The following is a 16,790-nucleotide window of genomic DNA, read 5'->3' as shown; positions in this document are numbered from 1 at the left end:
ATGAAAGATAAAATATGGCTCTCTTCCCCGCACATGGGAGGTACGGAAGAGAAGTACGTGAAAGAGGCTTTCGATACCAACTGGATTGCACCACTTGGCCCAAATGTAGATGGCTTTGAGAGGGACCTGGAAAACTATTTAGGCAACGATGTACACGTAGCGGCTTTAAGCTCAGGTACAGCTGCTTTGCATTTAGCCTTGATTATACTTGGTGTAAAAGCCGGAGATGAGGTAATCTGCCAGTCGATGACGTTTTCGGCGTCTGCCAACCCGATAGCTTACCAGGGAGCAACGCCCGTTTTTGTGGATAGCGAGACCCTTACCTGGAACATGTCGCCGGAGTATCTAGAGGAGGCAATTAAGGACAGGATCAGCAAAGGCAAAAAGCCAAAGGCTATCATCGTGGTGCACCTGTATGGTATGCCAGCTGAGATGGACCGCATTATGCAGGTAGCCGACAAGTATGAGATCCCGGTAGTAGAGGATGCGGCAGAAGCGCTTGGCTCCAGCTACAAAGGACGTAAGCTTGGTACTTTTGGTGCTATGAGTATCTTGTCATTTAACGGTAACAAGATTATTACTACTTCTGGCGGTGGAGCACTTGTTTCTACTAACGAAGAATGGATAAAGAAAGCACGCTTCCTGGCTACACAGGCCAGAGACAATGCACCGCACTACCAGCACTCGCACATTGGCTATAACTACCGCATGAGCAATATTTGTGCAGGTATCGGCCGTGGCCAAATGGAGGTACTACAGGACCGTGTAGATGCACGCAGAGCCAATTATACGTTCTATAAAAACGAGCTGGATGCCAAAACATTCACGTTTGCGGAAGAGCCAAATGAGGACTATTACTCAAACAGATGGCTTACGACAGTACTTGTAGACAATGCTGAAGGAGCTGTAGACCGTGAGGCGGTACGCTTAGCCCTTGAAAAGGATAATATTGAAAGCAGACCGCTCTGGAAACCGATGCATTTGCAACCTGTGTTTGCCGGTACTCCTTTTTATGGTGATGGCACTAGTGAAAGGCTTTTTGAAAAAGGGCTGTGCCTGCCATCGGGTTCAAATCTTACAGATGAAGAAAAGGCAAGTGTTGTTCAGAAAATAAATGCAGCTTGTGTAGCAAACACCCTATAAAATGAGCCTTGAATGGTAAAGTACAGCTACTATTCGTTCAATAACCAGTCTTCATAGCCTGTATGCCTTCAACTTGAAATGGTGGCATTTAGGAGGAGGAATTTGGATAGCGTATGATATATTTTTGGTAGTTCTATGTAGCTCAAAACTAACAGCTCCAATGCTTATTTAAAGCTAAAGGACTGAGGATATTGCTGGTTTAAAACTCGTGTGCAAATAGCTTAGGCAGGGGCTCCGAAAGAATGCTTAAAAGTGTTCTTCCGGAGCCTCTTTCTTTTAAACATGTTGTAGGTATAGTATCAAATAAGTATAAGACCTTGCTGCAAAAGCTTTTCTCAGGGTAGTAAAAGAATTATATTATTAAGAATCGCCAATCTTTCTGATCTGCAGTAGCGGTAATGCAATTTGATTGTATAAAGCCAAGCTAATACCTTAAAAATTTATTTAGCTTAATTGCACTAATTTGTAGTTTAATCGCGTTTCTCACCCAAGTACTTTGTGTAATAGTATAACCGGAAGCGTTCTTAAGTATAAGATGGTACTTTGCCAATATACTACTTGTTAGAACAAAGAAAATGGTTAAGGAACTGTTAATTAAGTATCGGGTTATCAGAACTGTGCAATTTAATGTGTATTTTTAACGGAGCTTATACCTTGATGAAGTATAAAAATCATCGTGTGCCTTTATTCACCCTGACATGAAAATATTCTTACTTAATAAGTCTTTACCCAAAAATCTGATATTACTTGCCGATCAGGTAATAACAACCTGGGCTTTTATCTTTTCCTATTTCATTATTGCGCATTTCGACTTTCCTCAAATGCTGAGGGGGCACTTTTTTATTCACATTGGCATCTATGCTGTACTTAGTTTGTGCACGTTCTATGCCATGCGCATTCATACAGGCTTGATCCGGTACTCGAGCACACAGGATGTGGTTCGGATTTTTTCCGGCGTTTTAACATCCAGCGTGATCTATGCCAGCATCATCGGCTTTATTCTGGAGCCCGTTTACCATATCAGTTCTGTTAACGTATATGAGGTTCTGCTGGTAAATTTCTTCATATCATCCTCTATACTAGTGCTTTTAAGAATCGGTATTAAAAACCTGTTCTTCTATTTTAAAAGAAATACAACTGATAAGAAAGAGCGTGTACTTATTTACGGTGCCAACGGGTATTCTATACTTGTGAAGCACGCGCTGGAAACCAGCGGTATGGGAAGGTATGTGATTGCTGGTTTTGTGGATGATAACCCAAATAAGGTAGATAAAGATATTCAGCAAAAGCGTGTTTACCACATTGATGATATTGAGAAGGTTCAGCAGCGTTGCAAAGTAGATAAGCTTGTGGTGATGAGCGAGGACCTTAGATCGGAAACGAAGAAGCAGATCATAGAAAGATGCGTTGAGCTGGGGATCAAAGTAATGACGGTTCCGCCGGCAGAGCAATGGATGTCAGGGCAGCTGAAGGCTAACCAGATCAAGGACCTTAAAATTGAAGATCTGCTGCAGCGCCCTCCGATCGTGATTGAAAATGCTGGAATTTCTGCTGATGTGCGTGGTAAACGCATTCTCATAACAGGGGCTGCAGGATCCATCGGGTCTGAAATCGTGCGCCAGGTCTTGGCCTATAACCCTGCATCAGTTGTCATCTTCGACCAGGCAGAATCTCCGTTGCACGAGCTGCAGCTGGAGGTAGAGGAGAAGTATCCGAATGCAAACATTGTTGTCAGTATTGGTAACATCCAAAACTTTAACAGGATGTACACGCTGTTTAAGGAGCAGACGCCTGATATAGTATACCATGCTGCAGCTTATAAGCACGTGCCCATGATGGAGAACAATCCGTCGGAGGCGATACTTACAAATGTGCTTGGCACCAAGAATCTAGCAGATCTTTCCATGACATTTGATGTGGAGAAATTTGTGATGATCTCTACGGATAAAGCGGTAAATCCTACCAACATCATGGGTGCCTCTAAGCGTATTGCAGAGATCTACATCCAGTCGTTGAATAACGTAGGCACAGAAAAATTGCAGCGAGTTTCAGCTTCTGGAGAACGTCTGCCGCAAACAAAATTCATTACCACCCGCTTCGGAAATGTGCTGGGTTCTAACGGCTCTGTGATTCCAAGGTTTAGTGCCCAGATTGAGAGAGGTGTACCTATTACGGTTACTCACCCGGATATTACGCGTTATTTTATGACCATACCTGAGGCTGTGCAACTTGTTTTGGAAGCCGGCACGATGGGTAAGGGTGGCGAGATTTTTATCTTTGATATGGGAGAGCCGGTTAAGATTGTAGACCTGGCCAAGAAAATGATTAAGCTGGCTGGCTTAACACCGGGTGTGGATATCGATATTGTGTTTACTGGTTTAAGACCAGGTGAGAAGCTTTACGAGGAACTGCTGAACGAGGAAGAGACAACCATTCCGACACATCATAACAAGATCAAAATATCTAAGGTGAGGAAGTATGCCTATAACCAGGTGGTGAATGATATCAACGAGCTGATTTCCCTAAATAAGAACAGCGAAGACTATTTTGCAGTTAAGAAAATGAAGCAGATCGTTCCGGAGTTTCTAAGCAAGAACTCAAGGTATGAAGAACTGGATGATATAAAGCATACTGCATAGTATAAAGTATAAAGCGAAAAGCCCCTGCAGGTACAACCTACAGGGGCTTTTCGCTTTATAGAGGATCTGAATTTTTCGGCTAGAACTATGGAGGTGGTTGGATTATTTTCAGTCCCTGGTCCAACCACCCCTGCCCCTCCTTAGCCAAGGAGGGGAGCTTTTCCTACTTATTCTTTTACCTCACGTTTAATTTGATTCATCGTCTTATGAATTAAATGTTCAGTATTTACATCATGCTACACAACCGCAAATACTTGAAGGAATATAGAAAAGAGTTGCGTAGTAGTTTGACTCCTGCCGAGACAGAATTGTGGAAGCACTTGAAGGGTGGCAGCCTAGAAGGTAGAAAATTCAGGCGCCAGCACAGCGTCGGAAATTACATTCTTGACTTCTATTGCCCCTCAGAGCAAATTGCTGTTGAGCTAGATGGACAGGTGCACAATAACATTTCTGCAGAACAGGATGACTTAGAGCGCGACATGTATCTTAAGAATTTGAACATCCGGGTGCTGCGCTTCGAAAATAAAGATGTGTTTGATAACTTAGAAGCTGTGCTGCAACAGATCAGCAATGGCTTTAGTAAGTAAAAAGCTCCCCTCCTTGCACGAATGAAAACGAGAGTTTGAAACCAGCGAGCAGAGCTCTGAGGGGCAGGGGTGGTAGGACCCGGGATCAAAGTATAAATATTTAAGCAAAGGCTGTTTATTTGATCTATAGAAGTGGCTGCTGCAGAAAACGTTTAAGCTGGCTGCTATACTACAAAAAAGCCCCGGCAAGTATACTTGCCGGGGCTTTTTTGTAGTATAAAAACTAATCTGTTACAAAGCAGGAAGCACCTGCGATCTTACCTCGCCGAAGCCAATACGAATGCCATTGCGCTCGCCATAGCCGCGCATGATCACTTCGTCAAAATCATTAATGAATTTGCGCTCTGTGCCATCCGATAATTTGATAGGGTTTGTGCCACGCCAGGTTAATTCCAGCATAGAGCCATAAGAGTCTTTTTCAGAACCGCTAATGGTACCGGATGCGTACATGTCGCCTACCTGGATGTTGCAGCCGTTACTGCTTTGGTGCGTCAGTTGCTGGTTCATGTTCCAGTACATGTACTTGTAATTAGAGCGACAAATACTGTTTTCTTCACCACTTTCAGGTTTTATAAGCACTTCCAACTTAATGTCGTAGTTATGGTTGCCGCTGTACTCCAGGTAAGGCAGCGGTTTAGGGTCTTGTACAGGGCCTTTCACCTTGAATGGCTCAAGCGCATCCAAAGTAACTACCCACGGAGATATAGACGAGCCAAAGCTTTTAGCCAGGAAAGGGCCCAGCGGCACATACTCCCACGTTTGCATGTCGCGGGCCGACCAGTCGTTAAACAGCACTACACCAAAGATGTAATCAGTCGCGTCGTCTGGAGTTATACTTTCGCCCAACTGTGTTTCTTTGCCTGTGATAAAGGCTACTTCAAGTTCAAAATCGAGCAGGCGGCTTGGACCAAAAGTAGGCGCATCGGCATCGGCGGCCTTTGTTTGGCCGTTAGGCCTGTGCACAGGCGTGCCCGAGACTACTATGGATGATGCACGGCCATGGTATCCGATTGGAATATGTTTCCAGTTTGGCAGAAGCGCATTCTTTGGGTCCCGGAACATAGTGCCTACGTTGGTGGCATGTTCTATGCTGCTGTAAAAATCAGTATAGTTGGGCACTTTAACCGGCATCAGCATTTCTGCGTCGCTTTGCAGCACCAGGCACTCCCGTATCAAGTCGCTGTTGCCGCTGATCTCTTCATTGTCGTTGCGCAGTAAATGAGACACACGGTTTCTGACGGCACGCCATACCGGTTTGCCCAAGGAGATAAAGTCGTTCAGGTATGGCCTATGGAAAATAGTTGGGTCAATATCGATAAGCTCGAAAAGGTTGTGCTGCGCCACCACGCACAAATCCAGTATATATTCGCCGATAGCCACGCCAACCCGTGGGTCTCTGGTCGTTGTCCGGAATATACCGAAAGGCAGGTTTTGTATTGGGAAGTCGCTTTCGGGTGCTATTTCTATCCAGGAGTGGAGGGAGGGATCGTTTGCTTTAACCATAGTGTGAGACTGTTTATAAGAGCAAATATAGGTTTTTTTAAACGTAAGGTAAAGTATAGAGGGGTATAGCTCGTTCTCTGCTAACGCAAGTAAGTGTTATGCTGTTTTAGTAGTTGCTATTAAAACAAAAAGCGGAAGCCTCTGCCAGTTGCAGGAGCTTCCGCTTAAGTATAAAGTATAAATAATTTAAGCTATAGGAGTTACGTTTACAGCTTCTACAGACTTAATTTCTGGGATAGCTCTTAGTACAGACTGCTCCACGCCGGCTTTTAGCGTCATCGTGGACATAGGACATGAGCCACAGGCACCTAACAGCTCCAGCTTCAGCACCATTTCATCTGTTACCTCCAGCACTTTCACGTTCCCTCCGTCAGCTTCCAGGTACGGCCTGATCTGGTCGAGGGCGCTCTCGATGCGGAGCATGAAGTCTTGATCTATGTTTACAGCTGCCATGTATATTAGCTTTTAATTTCTACGGGTTTTGTTTTACCTAGCGTCGCGTTACGGACCGACACCTGCTGGGCTACAGCCTGGGCTAACTCCTTGAAAACACCGGAAGCCGGAGAATCGTTCTGTAGAACTACCGGAGTACCGGCATCACCGCTTTCGCGTATACTTTGCACAATCGGAACCTGGCCTAAAAGAGGAATGTTAAACTTCGCTGCCAGGTCTCTGCCGCCGCCTTCGCCAAAAATATAATATTTGTTTTCTGGCAGCTCGGCTGGTGTAAAGTAAGCCATATTTTCTACTACGCCCAACACCGGCACGTTTATCTGTGGCTGTCGGAACATCTGCAAGCCTCTTACAGCATCGGCCAAGGCCACTTTTTGTGGCGTAGTTACGATAACGGCACCAGTTACTGGCAGCGCCTGCACCATCGTTAAGTGAATATCTGATGTTCCCGGAGGTAAATCAAGAAGCAGGTAATCTAACTCACCCCACTCTACATCCGAAATAAACTGGCGCAGGGCAGAGCTTGCCATTGGGCCACGCCATACTACAGCACCGTCTGCAGGTGTCAGAAAGCCAATCGACATCATTTTAACGCCGAAATGTTCTACCGGTACGATATAGTTCTTGCCATGGTCGCCCTGTATCATGCGTGGACGCTCTTGCTCTACACCGAACATGGTAGGGATTGACGGTCCAGAAATATCAGCATCGATCAAACCTACCCGTGCACCTGACTGAGCCAGCGCTATAGCCAGGTTACTGGTGACTGTAGACTTACCTACGCCACCTTTACCAGATGCAATGGCAATTATGTTTTTAACACCTCTCAGCACCTCAGATGTATCACCACGGCCGGATGTGACACGCGATGTCATGTGTACTGTTACGTTTGCCTCTTTATCCACCATAGTATGAATGGCAGTAACACAGGCATTGCGTATAAGGTCTTTTAGTGGGCAGGCAGGGGTTGTAAGTATAACTGTAAAGGTTACATCTTTGCCATTTACATCCACATCCTCAATCATGTTCAGGGTAACCAGGTCCTTGCCCAGGTCTGGCTCCTCTACATAACTGAGTGCTTTTAATATATCTTCTCTTGTAATCGCCATATTAAATTAGAGCTGCTTTTGCAGTTCGTACTACAAAGATACAAACAAAATTTGCCAATCGCATATAAAGGCTTCCTTGCTTACACAGTAATGAGAAAGATCAGTTTTTATACTTAAATGAATGCCCCAGCGTAAGTAGACCTTATAAAAGTTTGACTTCCTTAAGTTTTTTAATCTAAAAGTTGTTGCTTGTACCAGGTTCAAAAAGTATACTACAGCTTTAAAAGTGTTTAAAGGAGTACACGTGGCAAGATCAGAAGCGTAATTTTAATTAGACCAAAGTATAAAGTATGGATAAAGTACAGCTAGAAGTTGTAAAAGGCGACATCACGAAACAACAGGTAGATGCGATTGTAAATGCTGCAAATAACAGTTTGCTGGGAGGCGGTGGCGTAGACGGTGCCATACACAGGGCTGGTGGGCCTGCTATATTGGAGGAATGCAAGCAGATACGTGCCAGGCAAGGCGGCTGCCCTACCGGAGAGGCCGTTATTACAACTGCCGGGAATCTGCCTGCAAAGCATGTTATACATACGGTAGGTCCGGTTTGGCATGGCGGCAACCAGAACGAACCTGCTTTACTAGCCAATTGCTATCAAAATAGCTTGCAACTAGCCACGCAAAAACAGCTTACAAGTATAGGCTTCCCGAATATCAGTACAGGCGTATACGGTTACCCGAAGGCTAAGGCCGCTGAGGTGGCCGTGCAGGCAACTTGGGCTTTTCTGGAACAGCACCAAACTAGCCTGCAAAGTATAAAGTTTGTTTGCTTTGATGATGAGAATTACGAGTACTACAACAGGATTTTGAATAAGTAATGCAAAGGTTAAATAGCTGTATTGCTGACGGAAGTTGTTTTGCCGCTATGACAAGCGATATGCTTAGCTTTCAAGGCGAAAGCGCGTTTCTGCTGAAGTTTCTTTAAAAATCTTTATAGGGAGAAATAACAATTTAACAATGCAGCAATTCAACGATTCAACCCTTATCTTTGCTATCCGCTTATACTTTTGCCCATGTCCCTGATTCCAAAAGAAACCGTTGACCAGATTTTAGCCCAAGCCGATATAACAGAGGTGGTGGGTGATTTTGTGTCGCTGAAGAAGAAGGGGCAAAACCTGTGGGCATGCTGTCCTTTCCACCACGAGAAGTCTCCTTCGTTTTCTGTATCGCCGGCTAAAGGTATTTACAAGTGCTTTGGTTGTGGCAAGGCAGGTAACTCGGTGCAGTTTATCATGGATGTGGAAGGCACCAGCTTTCCGGAGGCGCTGAAGTACCTGGCAAAAAAGTATGGCATTGATGTGCCGGAAGACAACCCCACACCTGAGTACGCAAAAGAACAAAGCGAGCGCGACAGTCTTTTCATCGTATCTGATTTTGCCAACAAGCATTTCCAGGAGCGACTGCACAGCCACGAGCAGGGCGGTATAGGGCAATCATACTTAAAACAGCGTGGTCTTAGCAATAACACCATCCGTAAATTTGAGCTGGGCTACAGTTTAGACGAATGGACGGATTTAACTGATGCGGCCCTAAAAGCAGGTTATCAGCAGAAATACCTGGAGGCGACCGGCCTTACCATTGCGAAGGAAGAAGGCAAGAAGTATGACCGTTTCCGGGGCCGGGTGATGTTTCCGATCCATAACGTGTCGGGTAGGGTAGTGGGCTTTGGTGCCCGGACTCTTAAACCGAACGATAAAAAAAGCCCTAAATACCTTAACTCCCCCGAGTCTGATATCTACCATAAAAGCAATGTGCTGTATGGTTTGTACCAGGCAAAGCAGGCGCTGCGCATGCAGGATATGTGCTACATGGTGGAGGGTTACCTGGATGTGCTCTCTTTGCACCAGGGCGGCATCGAAAACGTAGTAGCCTCGTCGGGCACCTCGCTTACAGAAGGGCAGATAAAGCTGATAGCGCGGTATACCCAAAATATTACGGTGCTGTATGATGGCGATGCGGCAGGTATAAAAGCCTCGTTGCGCGGCATCGACCTGATTCTGGAGAATGGCCTGAACGTAGATGTAGTTACGTTTCCGGAGGGTGAAGACCCGGATTCATACATCCAGAAAGTGGGCGACACCGCTTTTAAGGCTTACCTGAAAGAGCACTCACAGGATTTCATTTCCTTCAAAACGAGCCTTTATGCTGCCGAGGCAAAAGGCAACCCGGTCAGGAAAGCCGAAGCCATACGCGAGATTGTAACCTCTATTGCCAAAATCCCGGACTCGATTAAGCGAACCGTATTCTTCCGTAGCTGTAGCCTCATTTTCGATATCGATGAGCAGGTACTGATTTCGGAGTACAACAAAATGCAGCTTCAGGACAGGCAACAGCCAAAAACCAGTAATCCTGAGTTCGAGAGCATGCCTTTTCCGGAAGAGGCAGAGCCTGAAAAACCTGCATCAGATACGGATGTATTGCAAAGGTATGAGCGCGAAATTGTGCGGATGCTGCTTAATTACCCGGACCGGATGCTGGAGGAAGGAATGACTACCTGCCAATATATGTTGGAGCAGCTGGAGGATGTGGAGTTCAGAACACCGCTGTACAGCCGTTTTATGGAGCTGATCAAAGAAAAACTGTGCAACAGCGTGGTGCCCTCTGCCGAAGATTTTATCAATTATCCTGACAATGAGATCAGGACAGAGGCTACAAACCTGCTTTCGGACCCACACGAACTCAGCCATAACTGGGAAACCCACTCCATTTTTGTGCCTACAGAGATTGACTTGTTGCCTTATGGTGCAGAACGTGCCGTTTTACGCTTAAAATGGCGCAATGTGGAGTTGCTCATGAAAACCGAAATGGAAAAGCTACGCATCGTAACCGACCCACAGGAGCAAGACCGCCAGCTAAATACCATCCTGATGCTTAAAAGTTTGCATAGCCAACTGGGAGATATGCTTGGCATTGTGGTGAACAGGTAATATGATGACTTTACTGACTTCATAATAATTAGCAGGTAGTAACTGCACAGGTTTCTGCACTAGTTTTCGCACTATAAGCTCCAATCACCCCTAGTCCCTCAGAGTTCTGCTCGCTAGTTTCAAATCTCATTTTCACTAGTCCAAAGCGGGTAAGTTAATTTACACCTTCTTCTGTCTTTCCTTTAGCCTCTGCTTTCTAATTTGTCATCCTGTTAAGGATCTTAGGTTGAAGGGAGGTTAAGCCGAAGCTACATAGCCTATACTTGAGCCAGAGTAATAACAGATTCCCCGCCTTGGACAAGGAGGGGCCAGGGGTGGTTGGAGCCGGAGCAGAGACTCATCCTGCATATCTAATCCTCTCATCAGTACTGGCGCACGTAAGGAGGTTAGAGCACAGCACCAGCCAAATTTCAACCCATATCAACTAAATCCATCCTAAAAGTGTTGTTCAAATAAAAAGGGAATGCGGTATAAACTTTATACTTTTGTATCGCTTTACTAAAAAATCAACAGCTGTGCTTTAGGATCGCTTAAAGCAAGCACAATATAACTAGTATGGAAATCAATACAACTGGTGATATCAGACCATTAGACTCAATAGAGGCTGCTATCGAAGATATCAGACAAGGCAAAGTGGTAATTGTAGTAGACGATGACGACCGCGAAAACGAAGGCGACTTTGTTTGTGCCGCTGAGATGGTGACGCCAGAAATTGTAAACTTTATGGCAACGCATGGCCGTGGGCTTATTTGCGCCCCGTTAACGGAAGAGCGTTGCGAAGAACTCGGGCTAGAACTGATGGTTGGCCGCAACACAGCTTTGCATGCCACGCCTTTTACTGTATCCGTAGATTTAATTGGCCATGGCTGTACTACTGGTATTTCGGCCTCAGATCGTGCCAAAACACTTCAGGCCTTAGTTGATCCCAACACAGACCCGCACTCTTTAGGTAAACCAGGACATATTTTCCCGCTTAAGGCAAAAAAAGAAGGCGTATTGCGCCGCGCTGGTCATACAGAAGCTTCTGTAGACCTGGCACGCCTGGCCGGGCTTGCACCTGCCGGAGTTCTGGTGGAAATTATGAACGAGGATGGTACCATGGCGCGCCTGCCTGACCTGGTAAAGGTAGCCGAGCGTTTCGACCTGAAACTTATTTCGATAAAAGACCTGATTGCCTACCGCCTGAAGCACGAAAGCCTGATAGACCGCGAAATAGCGGTGCAGTTACCAACTGATTACGGTGATTTTGACTTGTATGCCTTTACACAGCGTAGCAACGGGGCAAAGCACCTGGCATTAGTAAAAGGCACCTGGGAAGAAGGTGATCCAGTTTTGGTGCGTGTGCACTCCTCTTGCGTAACCGGCGATATTTTCGGTTCTTGCCGCTGCGACTGTGGCCCACAACTACACGAAGCCATGCGCATGATTGACAAAGAAGGCAAAGGCGTAATAGTATACATGAACCAGGAAGGCCGTGGTATTGGCCTGCTGAACAAGTTGAAAGCGTATAAGTTGCAGGAGCAGGGCCGCGATACTGTTGAAGCTAACCTGGAGTTGGGCTTTGGCATGGATGAACGTGATTATGGTGTAGGTGCACAGATTCTACGCGACTTAGGGGTATCTAAAATGAGGTTAATCTCTAACAACCCACGCAAGCGTACCGGCCTGATGGGTTATGGCTTAGAGGTGGTTGAACGAGTGCCGATTGAGATTGTGCCAAACGAGCATAACCAAAAGTACCTAGCCACCAAGCGCGATAAACTGGGCCACGAAATATTGAAGAGTGCTACAATAGCTAAATAAAATTAAAAATACATACTACAAGCGGCTCAATTACGTTTGTTCAATTTTTTAACCCGCCTGTGGTGCCTGAAAATGGCCCCAGGCGGGTTTTTTAGTATTTCATAGTTTTAGTCTGGGTAAACGTGTAACTTTTTATCAGAAAATGAATACAAAAGTATATGCGACTGATTTACAATTGGATAGGATGTGTGGACGTGAGCCAGGTGAAGTAATATCCAATTTAACCTAATTATAAGACTATGAAAAACAAACTTACATCCCTTGTTTTGATGTGCGTAATGATAGCATGGCTGGGTATAAAGCCAGAAGTGAGCCTGGCACAGTTTCGGCCTGCTATAGATGTGCAGGAGTGGCCTACAGGCAAAGTAGTACTGGTTGATGGCGACACCCTTTATGGTGCCCTTACCTATTACAGAACACAGGATATTGTGAATGTGCATCATGAAGATGGAACGATGAGTTCGCTATCGCCAGTAAATGTGGAATACTTTATAGCCCAGGAAATGCCTAGCGGCAGGTCTTATACTTTCAGGACGTTGCGCTGGGATATGGGTAAAGCCTACTCCGATTTTAAAAAGCCGACATTTTTTGAGGAACTGAACCGGGGCCTGCTCACGCTGATTATGCGCGAAACGTACGTCAGGCGGGATGGCAGTAACATAGCTGCTTCAAATTACTTTTACGATCCTAACAACTACAGCTCCAACCAGTTTACAGACCAGGTAAAGGAGCTTTATTACATTCTGCTACCCGATGGGGAAATATTAAGCCTCAGGAATCTGCGCAAGGACCTGCATTCGCTTTTCGGTAAAAAATCGAAGGATGTAAAGTCGTATGTAAAGCTAAACAAGCTGGATTATGAGAAGCCCCACGAGCTTATAGCCATTGTTAACTACTTCAACACTATTTCCAACACAACAAGCCAGGTCCATTAAATCTGCTGGTGGGTTTAAAATTAGCTTTCTCAAAACGTTGGGTACCTGTAGTTCCTTTTTTATTTACTGAAGTCAAGGTTATAAGTAAGGCCTACTTGTAACGTATGGTTATGCTCAAATACGGTGCCGTTGGCTTTTTGGGAAATCTGGTTCATGTATCCGGCTTCCAGAGAGGCGGCTTCGTTTATTTTGTAGCCTAGCGCCACATATACCCGGTTCTGATCGAAGATATTGCGTTGTACGTTTTCCCCGAATCCAATAAAAACTTCGTCGTAAGCAGTTAAGTAGAGTTCCTTTGGGTCTGTACCTGGGCCTGCTAAAGGTAGCGTGGCCCGAAGCATGTAGCGGGCACGGTTAAGATAAGTATACGCTGAGGTAACCGGCGACTGTACCCAGCGCTGCTCCAGGCGGTAGCGGTGCGTAAGGCCAAGGCGTGCCAGGCTTCCTTTTAATTGCAGTTGCTCGTAAATGCGGTGCTCCACAAAATCATCGGCAGCCGGAAACTCACCATAAGGGTAAGTCTCCACAAAACCATACCCCAGGGTAAACATAGTGCTTTCGGTCAGGTTATAGTTCAGGCCGCCCCTCAGGAGGAGCTGTTGCGGGTCTTTAAGCCAGTTGTGTCTCCGGAGTTGTGCTTCTGTGTGCAGCCCCCATTTGCTGGTTAGTTTATGGTCGCCGAAGTACATGTACCAGCCATTCCGGTTATAATCTTTTACACGGTCGTTCTGGGCAAGTGCTTTGTAGGGAGTTGCAAAAGCAAAACCCAGCGATAAGCTTAACAGGTAAAAATGTATGCGGAATAATTTCATACTTCAAAAATCGTATCTATACTTGAAAACAACAAGTGCAGTTGGCTAACTTCTACGCCACCACAGTAGCAGCAGGAGAAATTTGATTTTTTGCACGCATAGTTTTTAACGTACTTTGCCAGTAGTATGGAAGCAGCAGACACGGAAAAAGGAAATTATAGTAAAGTAGAGTTAGCCATGAGCGCAGGCAGCGCAAATGTGTATGCCTTGTTCTTTATACTTCCGATTATGCTGGTGTACATGGTAGCTTACCTTCTGGCATGGCCCGAGCAGTTTAGTGCTGGCAACCTCAGGGTATTGGCAACCACTTATAAAACCTGGCTCATGCTTTCTCCATTTATAATGTTGGGCGTGTTTATAGTGGGCGCTGTGGTGCACGAAATGCTGCACGGCTTTACATGGGCTGTTTTCTGTAAGCGCGGACTCAAATCGATAAAGTACGGAGTGTATTGGGCTATGCTTACACCTTACTGCCATTGCCGCGAAGTACTGCCGTTGCGCCCTTACATACTTGGTGGTATAATGCCGGGTTTGGTAATGGGCCTGCTGCCTGCAATTGTTGGCTTGGCATGGGGCAATATCCTCGTTTACTTGTTCGGGCTTTTCTTTTCCATAGCTGCCGGCGGCGACTTGCTGGTGCTTTGGATGCTGCGCCACCAAAAGAAGGAGGACCTGGTGCAGGATCACCCTGATAAAATTGGCTGCTACGTGCTGGTAAAAAATAAATAACATGACGAACACATACGATAGTATCATATTTGACCTGGACGGCACGCTTTGGGACTCCACCCAGGCAATTGCCACAGCCTGGCAGCAGGCTGTGCGCGAAGCCGGCATAACTGATGTTGCCATAACAGCAGAAAGAGTGCGCGGATTGGCCGGAATGCCTTACGATGCCATTTACGATAAGCTTTTCCCGGAGATGAAAGGGGAGCAGCGCGAAAAGCTGCAAAAGCTGTGTGCACGCCTGGAAATGGAAAGACTGAAGGAACAGGGGGGCAAGCTGTACCCGGAGGTAAAGGAAACACTCGATTACCTGAAGGGAAAGTATAAACTGGCCATTGTGAGCAACTGCCAGAGCGGTTACATCGAAACTTTCCTGGAGTACCATAACCTGCACCACTACTTTACAGACCACGACTGCTATGGTAACAGGGGGCTTTCTAAAGCCGAGAACATAGTGGAGGTGGTTAAGCGAAACAACATGAAACAGGCAGTATACATAGGCGATACCACCGGCGATTACGAAGCCAGCCAAAAGGCACAAGTGCCGTTTATACTGGCAGCTTACGGCTTTGGTACAGTAGCTGCTGATGTGAAAAGTATAGATGCGTTCTCTGACCTAAAGCTTTTGTAGTACTTGTGGCCAGGCTACGTTTGCTTCGCTCTGCCCCAGATTTCTACCAAAGGCCCGGTTGTTCCGCCTACGGGGTCTTGGGCAGGTAAGGGCACCTGTGCAATGGTTTTTACTTTAGCTTCAGGGTCGGTGTCTTGGGTGCAGATGTCGTAGCTTTGCTGGCCGTTTGGGTATGCTCCCACTACCTTAAAATCCGGAGAAGCATGTTTCAGGCAATGTCCGGTGCCGGCTGGTAAAACCACCATGTCGCCAGCCTCCAGGTTAAAAACTTTACCGTCTGGTCCGCCAAGTATAACTTCAGCAGAGCCGGCTGCTACACCCAACACCTCATGCGATGTGCTGTGGTAGTGATGGTAATTAAAGATGCCGTTTACCCAAATGCCCTTCCAGTTATTCTTCTCAAAAGCGGCTTTAAACTGCGCAGTAAAGGGGGCTTTGCTACCCAAAACCTGTTTATAGTAAAGTACAGGCAATTTGCTGTTGTTGGGAATTTTATCGCCGGGTACAAGCTTGTAGGTAGTTGCGTACAGCTCACTCATTTTTTGGAATATATTTAAGATTTATACTTGCAAGTGTGGCTTTATGTTTATGACAAGGCTTCCGTATTTTTACTATTTTGCAGCTGCCAATACTGGCCCTACTTATACGTTAACATACATGCAGAAAATAAAACTATACCAGATAGACGCTTTTGCAGATAAGGTTTTTAGTGGTAACCCGGCGGCAGTTTGTGTGCTCGATTCATGGCTTGAGCCTGTAGTGATGCAGCAAATTGCAATGGAGAACAACCTTGCCGAAACAGCTTTTGTAGTACCGGTAGCCGATGCTTACGAAATAAGATGGTTTACACCTACCGTAGAAGTGGATCTTTGCGGCCATGCCACGCTGGCTGCAGCATATGTGTTGTTCCGCTATTACGGCCACCCGACGGATAAAATACTCCTGCAGTCCCGGAACAGCGGCCAACTGGCGGTAAGCAAAAACGGGGATGAGCTGACGCTTGACTTTCCGGCGGATACACTTGCTCAAATTGAAACACCCCAGGTGCTAGTAGAGGCATTGGCTAAAACGCCAGTAGCCACTTACAAAGGCAAAACAGATTTTATGTTGTTATTCGAGAAGCAGCAGGACATTGAGGCATTTAATCCCGATTTCAGGTTGATTGAAAGTGCCGGTGGGAGAGGTGTTATCGTGACTGCTCCGGGAGATGATGTTGATTTTGTCTCGCGGTTCTTTTGCCCGCAGGTAGGCATTAACGAAGATCCCGTAACAGGTTCTGCACACACCACACTTACACCTTACTGGAGTCAGAAACTAAATAAAACCATACTTACAGCGAAGCAATTATCTAAAAGGCAAGGCAAACTTACCTGTGAACTTGCCGGCGATAGGGTAAATATCACAGGCAAGGCGGTAACTTATTTAACCGGTGAGATAGAAGTTCCTGCCTGATGTATGTTTAGCGGCGCCTGTAATAGTTATTTTAGGCGCAACGTTGGTTTGTTGGTAAAACAACAGCAGT

Annotated in this window: 15 protein-coding genes; 10 read left to right on the top strand and 5 right to left on the bottom strand. The window is 45.9% G+C overall.

The genetic code is table 11. The annotated features are described in order from the left end of the window. The 3 genes from Q1A23_RS13460 to Q1A23_RS13450 all read left to right on the top strand — a co-directional run bounded on the left by Q1A23_RS13460 (position 1) and on the right by Q1A23_RS13450 (position 4,369). The gene (locus tag Q1A23_RS13460; protein ID WP_299824157.1) at positions 1-1,143 is read left to right on the top strand and encodes an aminotransferase class I/II-fold pyridoxal phosphate-dependent enzyme; all 1,143 of its coding nucleotides are present in this window, start codon (positions 1-3) and stop codon (positions 1,141-1,143) included. A 698-nt stretch (positions 1,144-1,841) separates the two neighbouring features. After that, entirely contained in the window at positions 1,842-3,782 is a 1,941-nt protein-coding gene (locus Q1A23_RS13455) for a nucleoside-diphosphate sugar epimerase/dehydratase (RefSeq protein ID WP_299824155.1), read from the top strand. A gap of 254 nt (positions 3,783-4,036) precedes the next feature. Then, positions 4,037-4,369 carry an endonuclease domain-containing protein gene (locus tag Q1A23_RS13450; RefSeq protein WP_299824153.1) on the top strand — a complete coding sequence of 111 codons (333 nt, stop codon included), beginning with the start codon at positions 4,037-4,039 and terminating at the stop codon, positions 4,367-4,369. Positions 4,370-4,600: 231 nt separating this feature from the next. Here the strand turns inward: Q1A23_RS13450 and fahA are convergent, their stop codons facing one another. From fahA to Q1A23_RS13435, 3 genes are all read right to left on the bottom strand, one after another. Continuing rightward, positions 4,601-5,872, bottom strand: coding sequence for a fumarylacetoacetase (fahA, locus tag Q1A23_RS13445; protein ID WP_299824152.1), 1,272 nt, complete (start codon positions 5,870-5,872; stop codon positions 4,601-4,603). 186 nt (positions 5,873-6,058) lie between these two features. Continuing rightward, positions 6,059-6,325 (bottom strand): NifU family protein, encoded by a 267-nt coding sequence (locus Q1A23_RS13440; protein WP_299824151.1) that lies wholly within the window; start codon positions 6,323-6,325, stop codon positions 6,059-6,061. Between the two features lie 5 nt (positions 6,326-6,330). After that, positions 6,331-7,434, bottom strand: a complete 1,104-nt coding sequence (locus Q1A23_RS13435; protein WP_299824149.1) for an Mrp/NBP35 family ATP-binding protein — start codon at positions 7,432-7,434, stop codon at positions 6,331-6,333. Between the two features lie 290 nt (positions 7,435-7,724). On the opposite strand from Q1A23_RS13435, the gene Q1A23_RS13430 reads away from it, so the two are divergent. From Q1A23_RS13430 to Q1A23_RS13415, 4 genes are all read left to right on the top strand, one after another. Continuing rightward, a complete protein-coding gene (locus Q1A23_RS13430) occupies positions 7,725-8,252 on the top strand; it encodes an O-acetyl-ADP-ribose deacetylase (RefSeq protein ID WP_299824147.1) in 528 nt (175 codons plus the stop codon). A gap of 195 nt (positions 8,253-8,447) precedes the next feature. Continuing rightward, positions 8,448-10,361, top strand: coding sequence for a DNA primase (gene dnaG / locus Q1A23_RS13425; protein ID WP_299824145.1), 1,914 nt, complete (start codon positions 8,448-8,450; stop codon positions 10,359-10,361). 555 nt (positions 10,362-10,916) lie between these two features. Further along, positions 10,917-12,164, top strand: coding sequence for a bifunctional 3,4-dihydroxy-2-butanone-4-phosphate synthase/GTP cyclohydrolase II (locus Q1A23_RS13420; RefSeq protein WP_299824143.1), 1,248 nt, complete (start codon positions 10,917-10,919; stop codon positions 12,162-12,164). A 239-nt stretch (positions 12,165-12,403) separates the two neighbouring features. Further along, on the top strand, positions 12,404-13,099 hold the full coding sequence (locus Q1A23_RS13415) for a hypothetical protein (RefSeq protein WP_299824141.1): 696 nt from the start codon (positions 12,404-12,406) through the stop codon (positions 13,097-13,099). Positions 13,100-13,158: 59 nt separating this feature from the next. Here the strand turns inward: Q1A23_RS13415 and Q1A23_RS13410 are convergent, their stop codons facing one another. Further along, on the bottom strand, positions 13,159-13,911 hold the full coding sequence (locus Q1A23_RS13410) for a DUF2490 domain-containing protein (protein WP_299824139.1): 753 nt from the start codon (positions 13,909-13,911) through the stop codon (positions 13,159-13,161). 126 nt (positions 13,912-14,037) lie between these two features. Here Q1A23_RS13410 and Q1A23_RS13405 point away from each other — a divergent pair, with 126 nt between their 5' ends. Both Q1A23_RS13405 and Q1A23_RS13400 read left to right on the top strand, forming a co-directional pair. Beyond that, positions 14,038-14,640, top strand: a complete 603-nt coding sequence (locus Q1A23_RS13405) for a DUF3267 domain-containing protein (RefSeq protein WP_299824137.1) — start codon at positions 14,038-14,040, stop codon at positions 14,638-14,640. 1 nt (position 14,641) lies between these two features. Then, entirely contained in the window at positions 14,642-15,268 is a 627-nt protein-coding gene (locus Q1A23_RS13400) for an HAD family hydrolase (protein WP_299824136.1), read from the top strand. A gap of 14 nt (positions 15,269-15,282) precedes the next feature. Here the strand turns inward: Q1A23_RS13400 and Q1A23_RS13395 are convergent, their stop codons facing one another. Beyond that, complete coding sequence (locus Q1A23_RS13395) at positions 15,283-15,807, bottom strand: cupin domain-containing protein (protein WP_299824135.1); 525 nt, start codon at positions 15,805-15,807, stop codon at positions 15,283-15,285. A gap of 118 nt (positions 15,808-15,925) precedes the next feature. On the opposite strand from Q1A23_RS13395, the gene Q1A23_RS13390 reads away from it, so the two are divergent. Further along, positions 15,926-16,720, top strand: a complete 795-nt coding sequence (locus tag Q1A23_RS13390) for a PhzF family phenazine biosynthesis protein (RefSeq protein WP_299824133.1) — start codon at positions 15,926-15,928, stop codon at positions 16,718-16,720. Positions 16,721-16,790: the final 70 nt, after the last annotated feature.

Origin of the sequence: uncultured Pontibacter sp. (assembly GCF_947492645.1) — a bacterium.
Lineage (GTDB): Bacteria > Bacteroidota > Bacteroidia > Cytophagales > Hymenobacteraceae > Pontibacter.
This window is presented reverse-complemented; position numbering and strand designations above follow the sequence as displayed.

Excerpts from the sequence above, each read along its gene's own strand:
- Q1A23_RS13460 (WP_299824157.1), top strand. The coding sequence starts at position 1 with ATGAAAGATAAAATATGGCTCTCTTCCCCGCACATGGGAGGTACGGAA.
- Q1A23_RS13455 (WP_299824155.1), top strand. The coding sequence starts at position 1,842 with ATGAAAATATTCTTACTTAATAAGTCTTTACCCAAAAATCTGATATTA.
- fahA (WP_299824152.1), bottom strand. The coding sequence starts at position 5,872 with ATGGTTAAAGCAAACGATCCCTCCCTCCACTCCTGGATAGAAATAGCA.
- Q1A23_RS13440 (WP_299824151.1), bottom strand. The coding sequence starts at position 6,325 with ATGGCAGCTGTAAACATAGATCAAGACTTCATGCTCCGCATCGAGAGC.
- Q1A23_RS13435 (WP_299824149.1), bottom strand. The coding sequence starts at position 7,434 with ATGGCGATTACAAGAGAAGATATATTAAAAGCACTCAGTTATGTAGAG.
- Q1A23_RS13430 (WP_299824147.1), top strand. The coding sequence starts at position 7,725 with ATGGATAAAGTACAGCTAGAAGTTGTAAAAGGCGACATCACGAAACAA.
- dnaG (WP_299824145.1), top strand. The coding sequence starts at position 8,448 with ATGTCCCTGATTCCAAAAGAAACCGTTGACCAGATTTTAGCCCAAGCC.
- Q1A23_RS13420 (WP_299824143.1), top strand. The coding sequence starts at position 10,917 with ATGGAAATCAATACAACTGGTGATATCAGACCATTAGACTCAATAGAG.
- Q1A23_RS13415 (WP_299824141.1), top strand. The coding sequence starts at position 12,404 with ATGAAAAACAAACTTACATCCCTTGTTTTGATGTGCGTAATGATAGCA.
- Q1A23_RS13410 (WP_299824139.1), bottom strand. The coding sequence starts at position 13,911 with ATGAAATTATTCCGCATACATTTTTACCTGTTAAGCTTATCGCTGGGT.
- Q1A23_RS13405 (WP_299824137.1), top strand. The coding sequence starts at position 14,038 with ATGGAAGCAGCAGACACGGAAAAAGGAAATTATAGTAAAGTAGAGTTA.
- Q1A23_RS13400 (WP_299824136.1), top strand. The coding sequence starts at position 14,642 with ATGACGAACACATACGATAGTATCATATTTGACCTGGACGGCACGCTT.
- Q1A23_RS13395 (WP_299824135.1), bottom strand. The coding sequence starts at position 15,807 with ATGAGTGAGCTGTACGCAACTACCTACAAGCTTGTACCCGGCGATAAA.
- Q1A23_RS13390 (WP_299824133.1), top strand. The coding sequence starts at position 15,926 with ATGCAGAAAATAAAACTATACCAGATAGACGCTTTTGCAGATAAGGTT.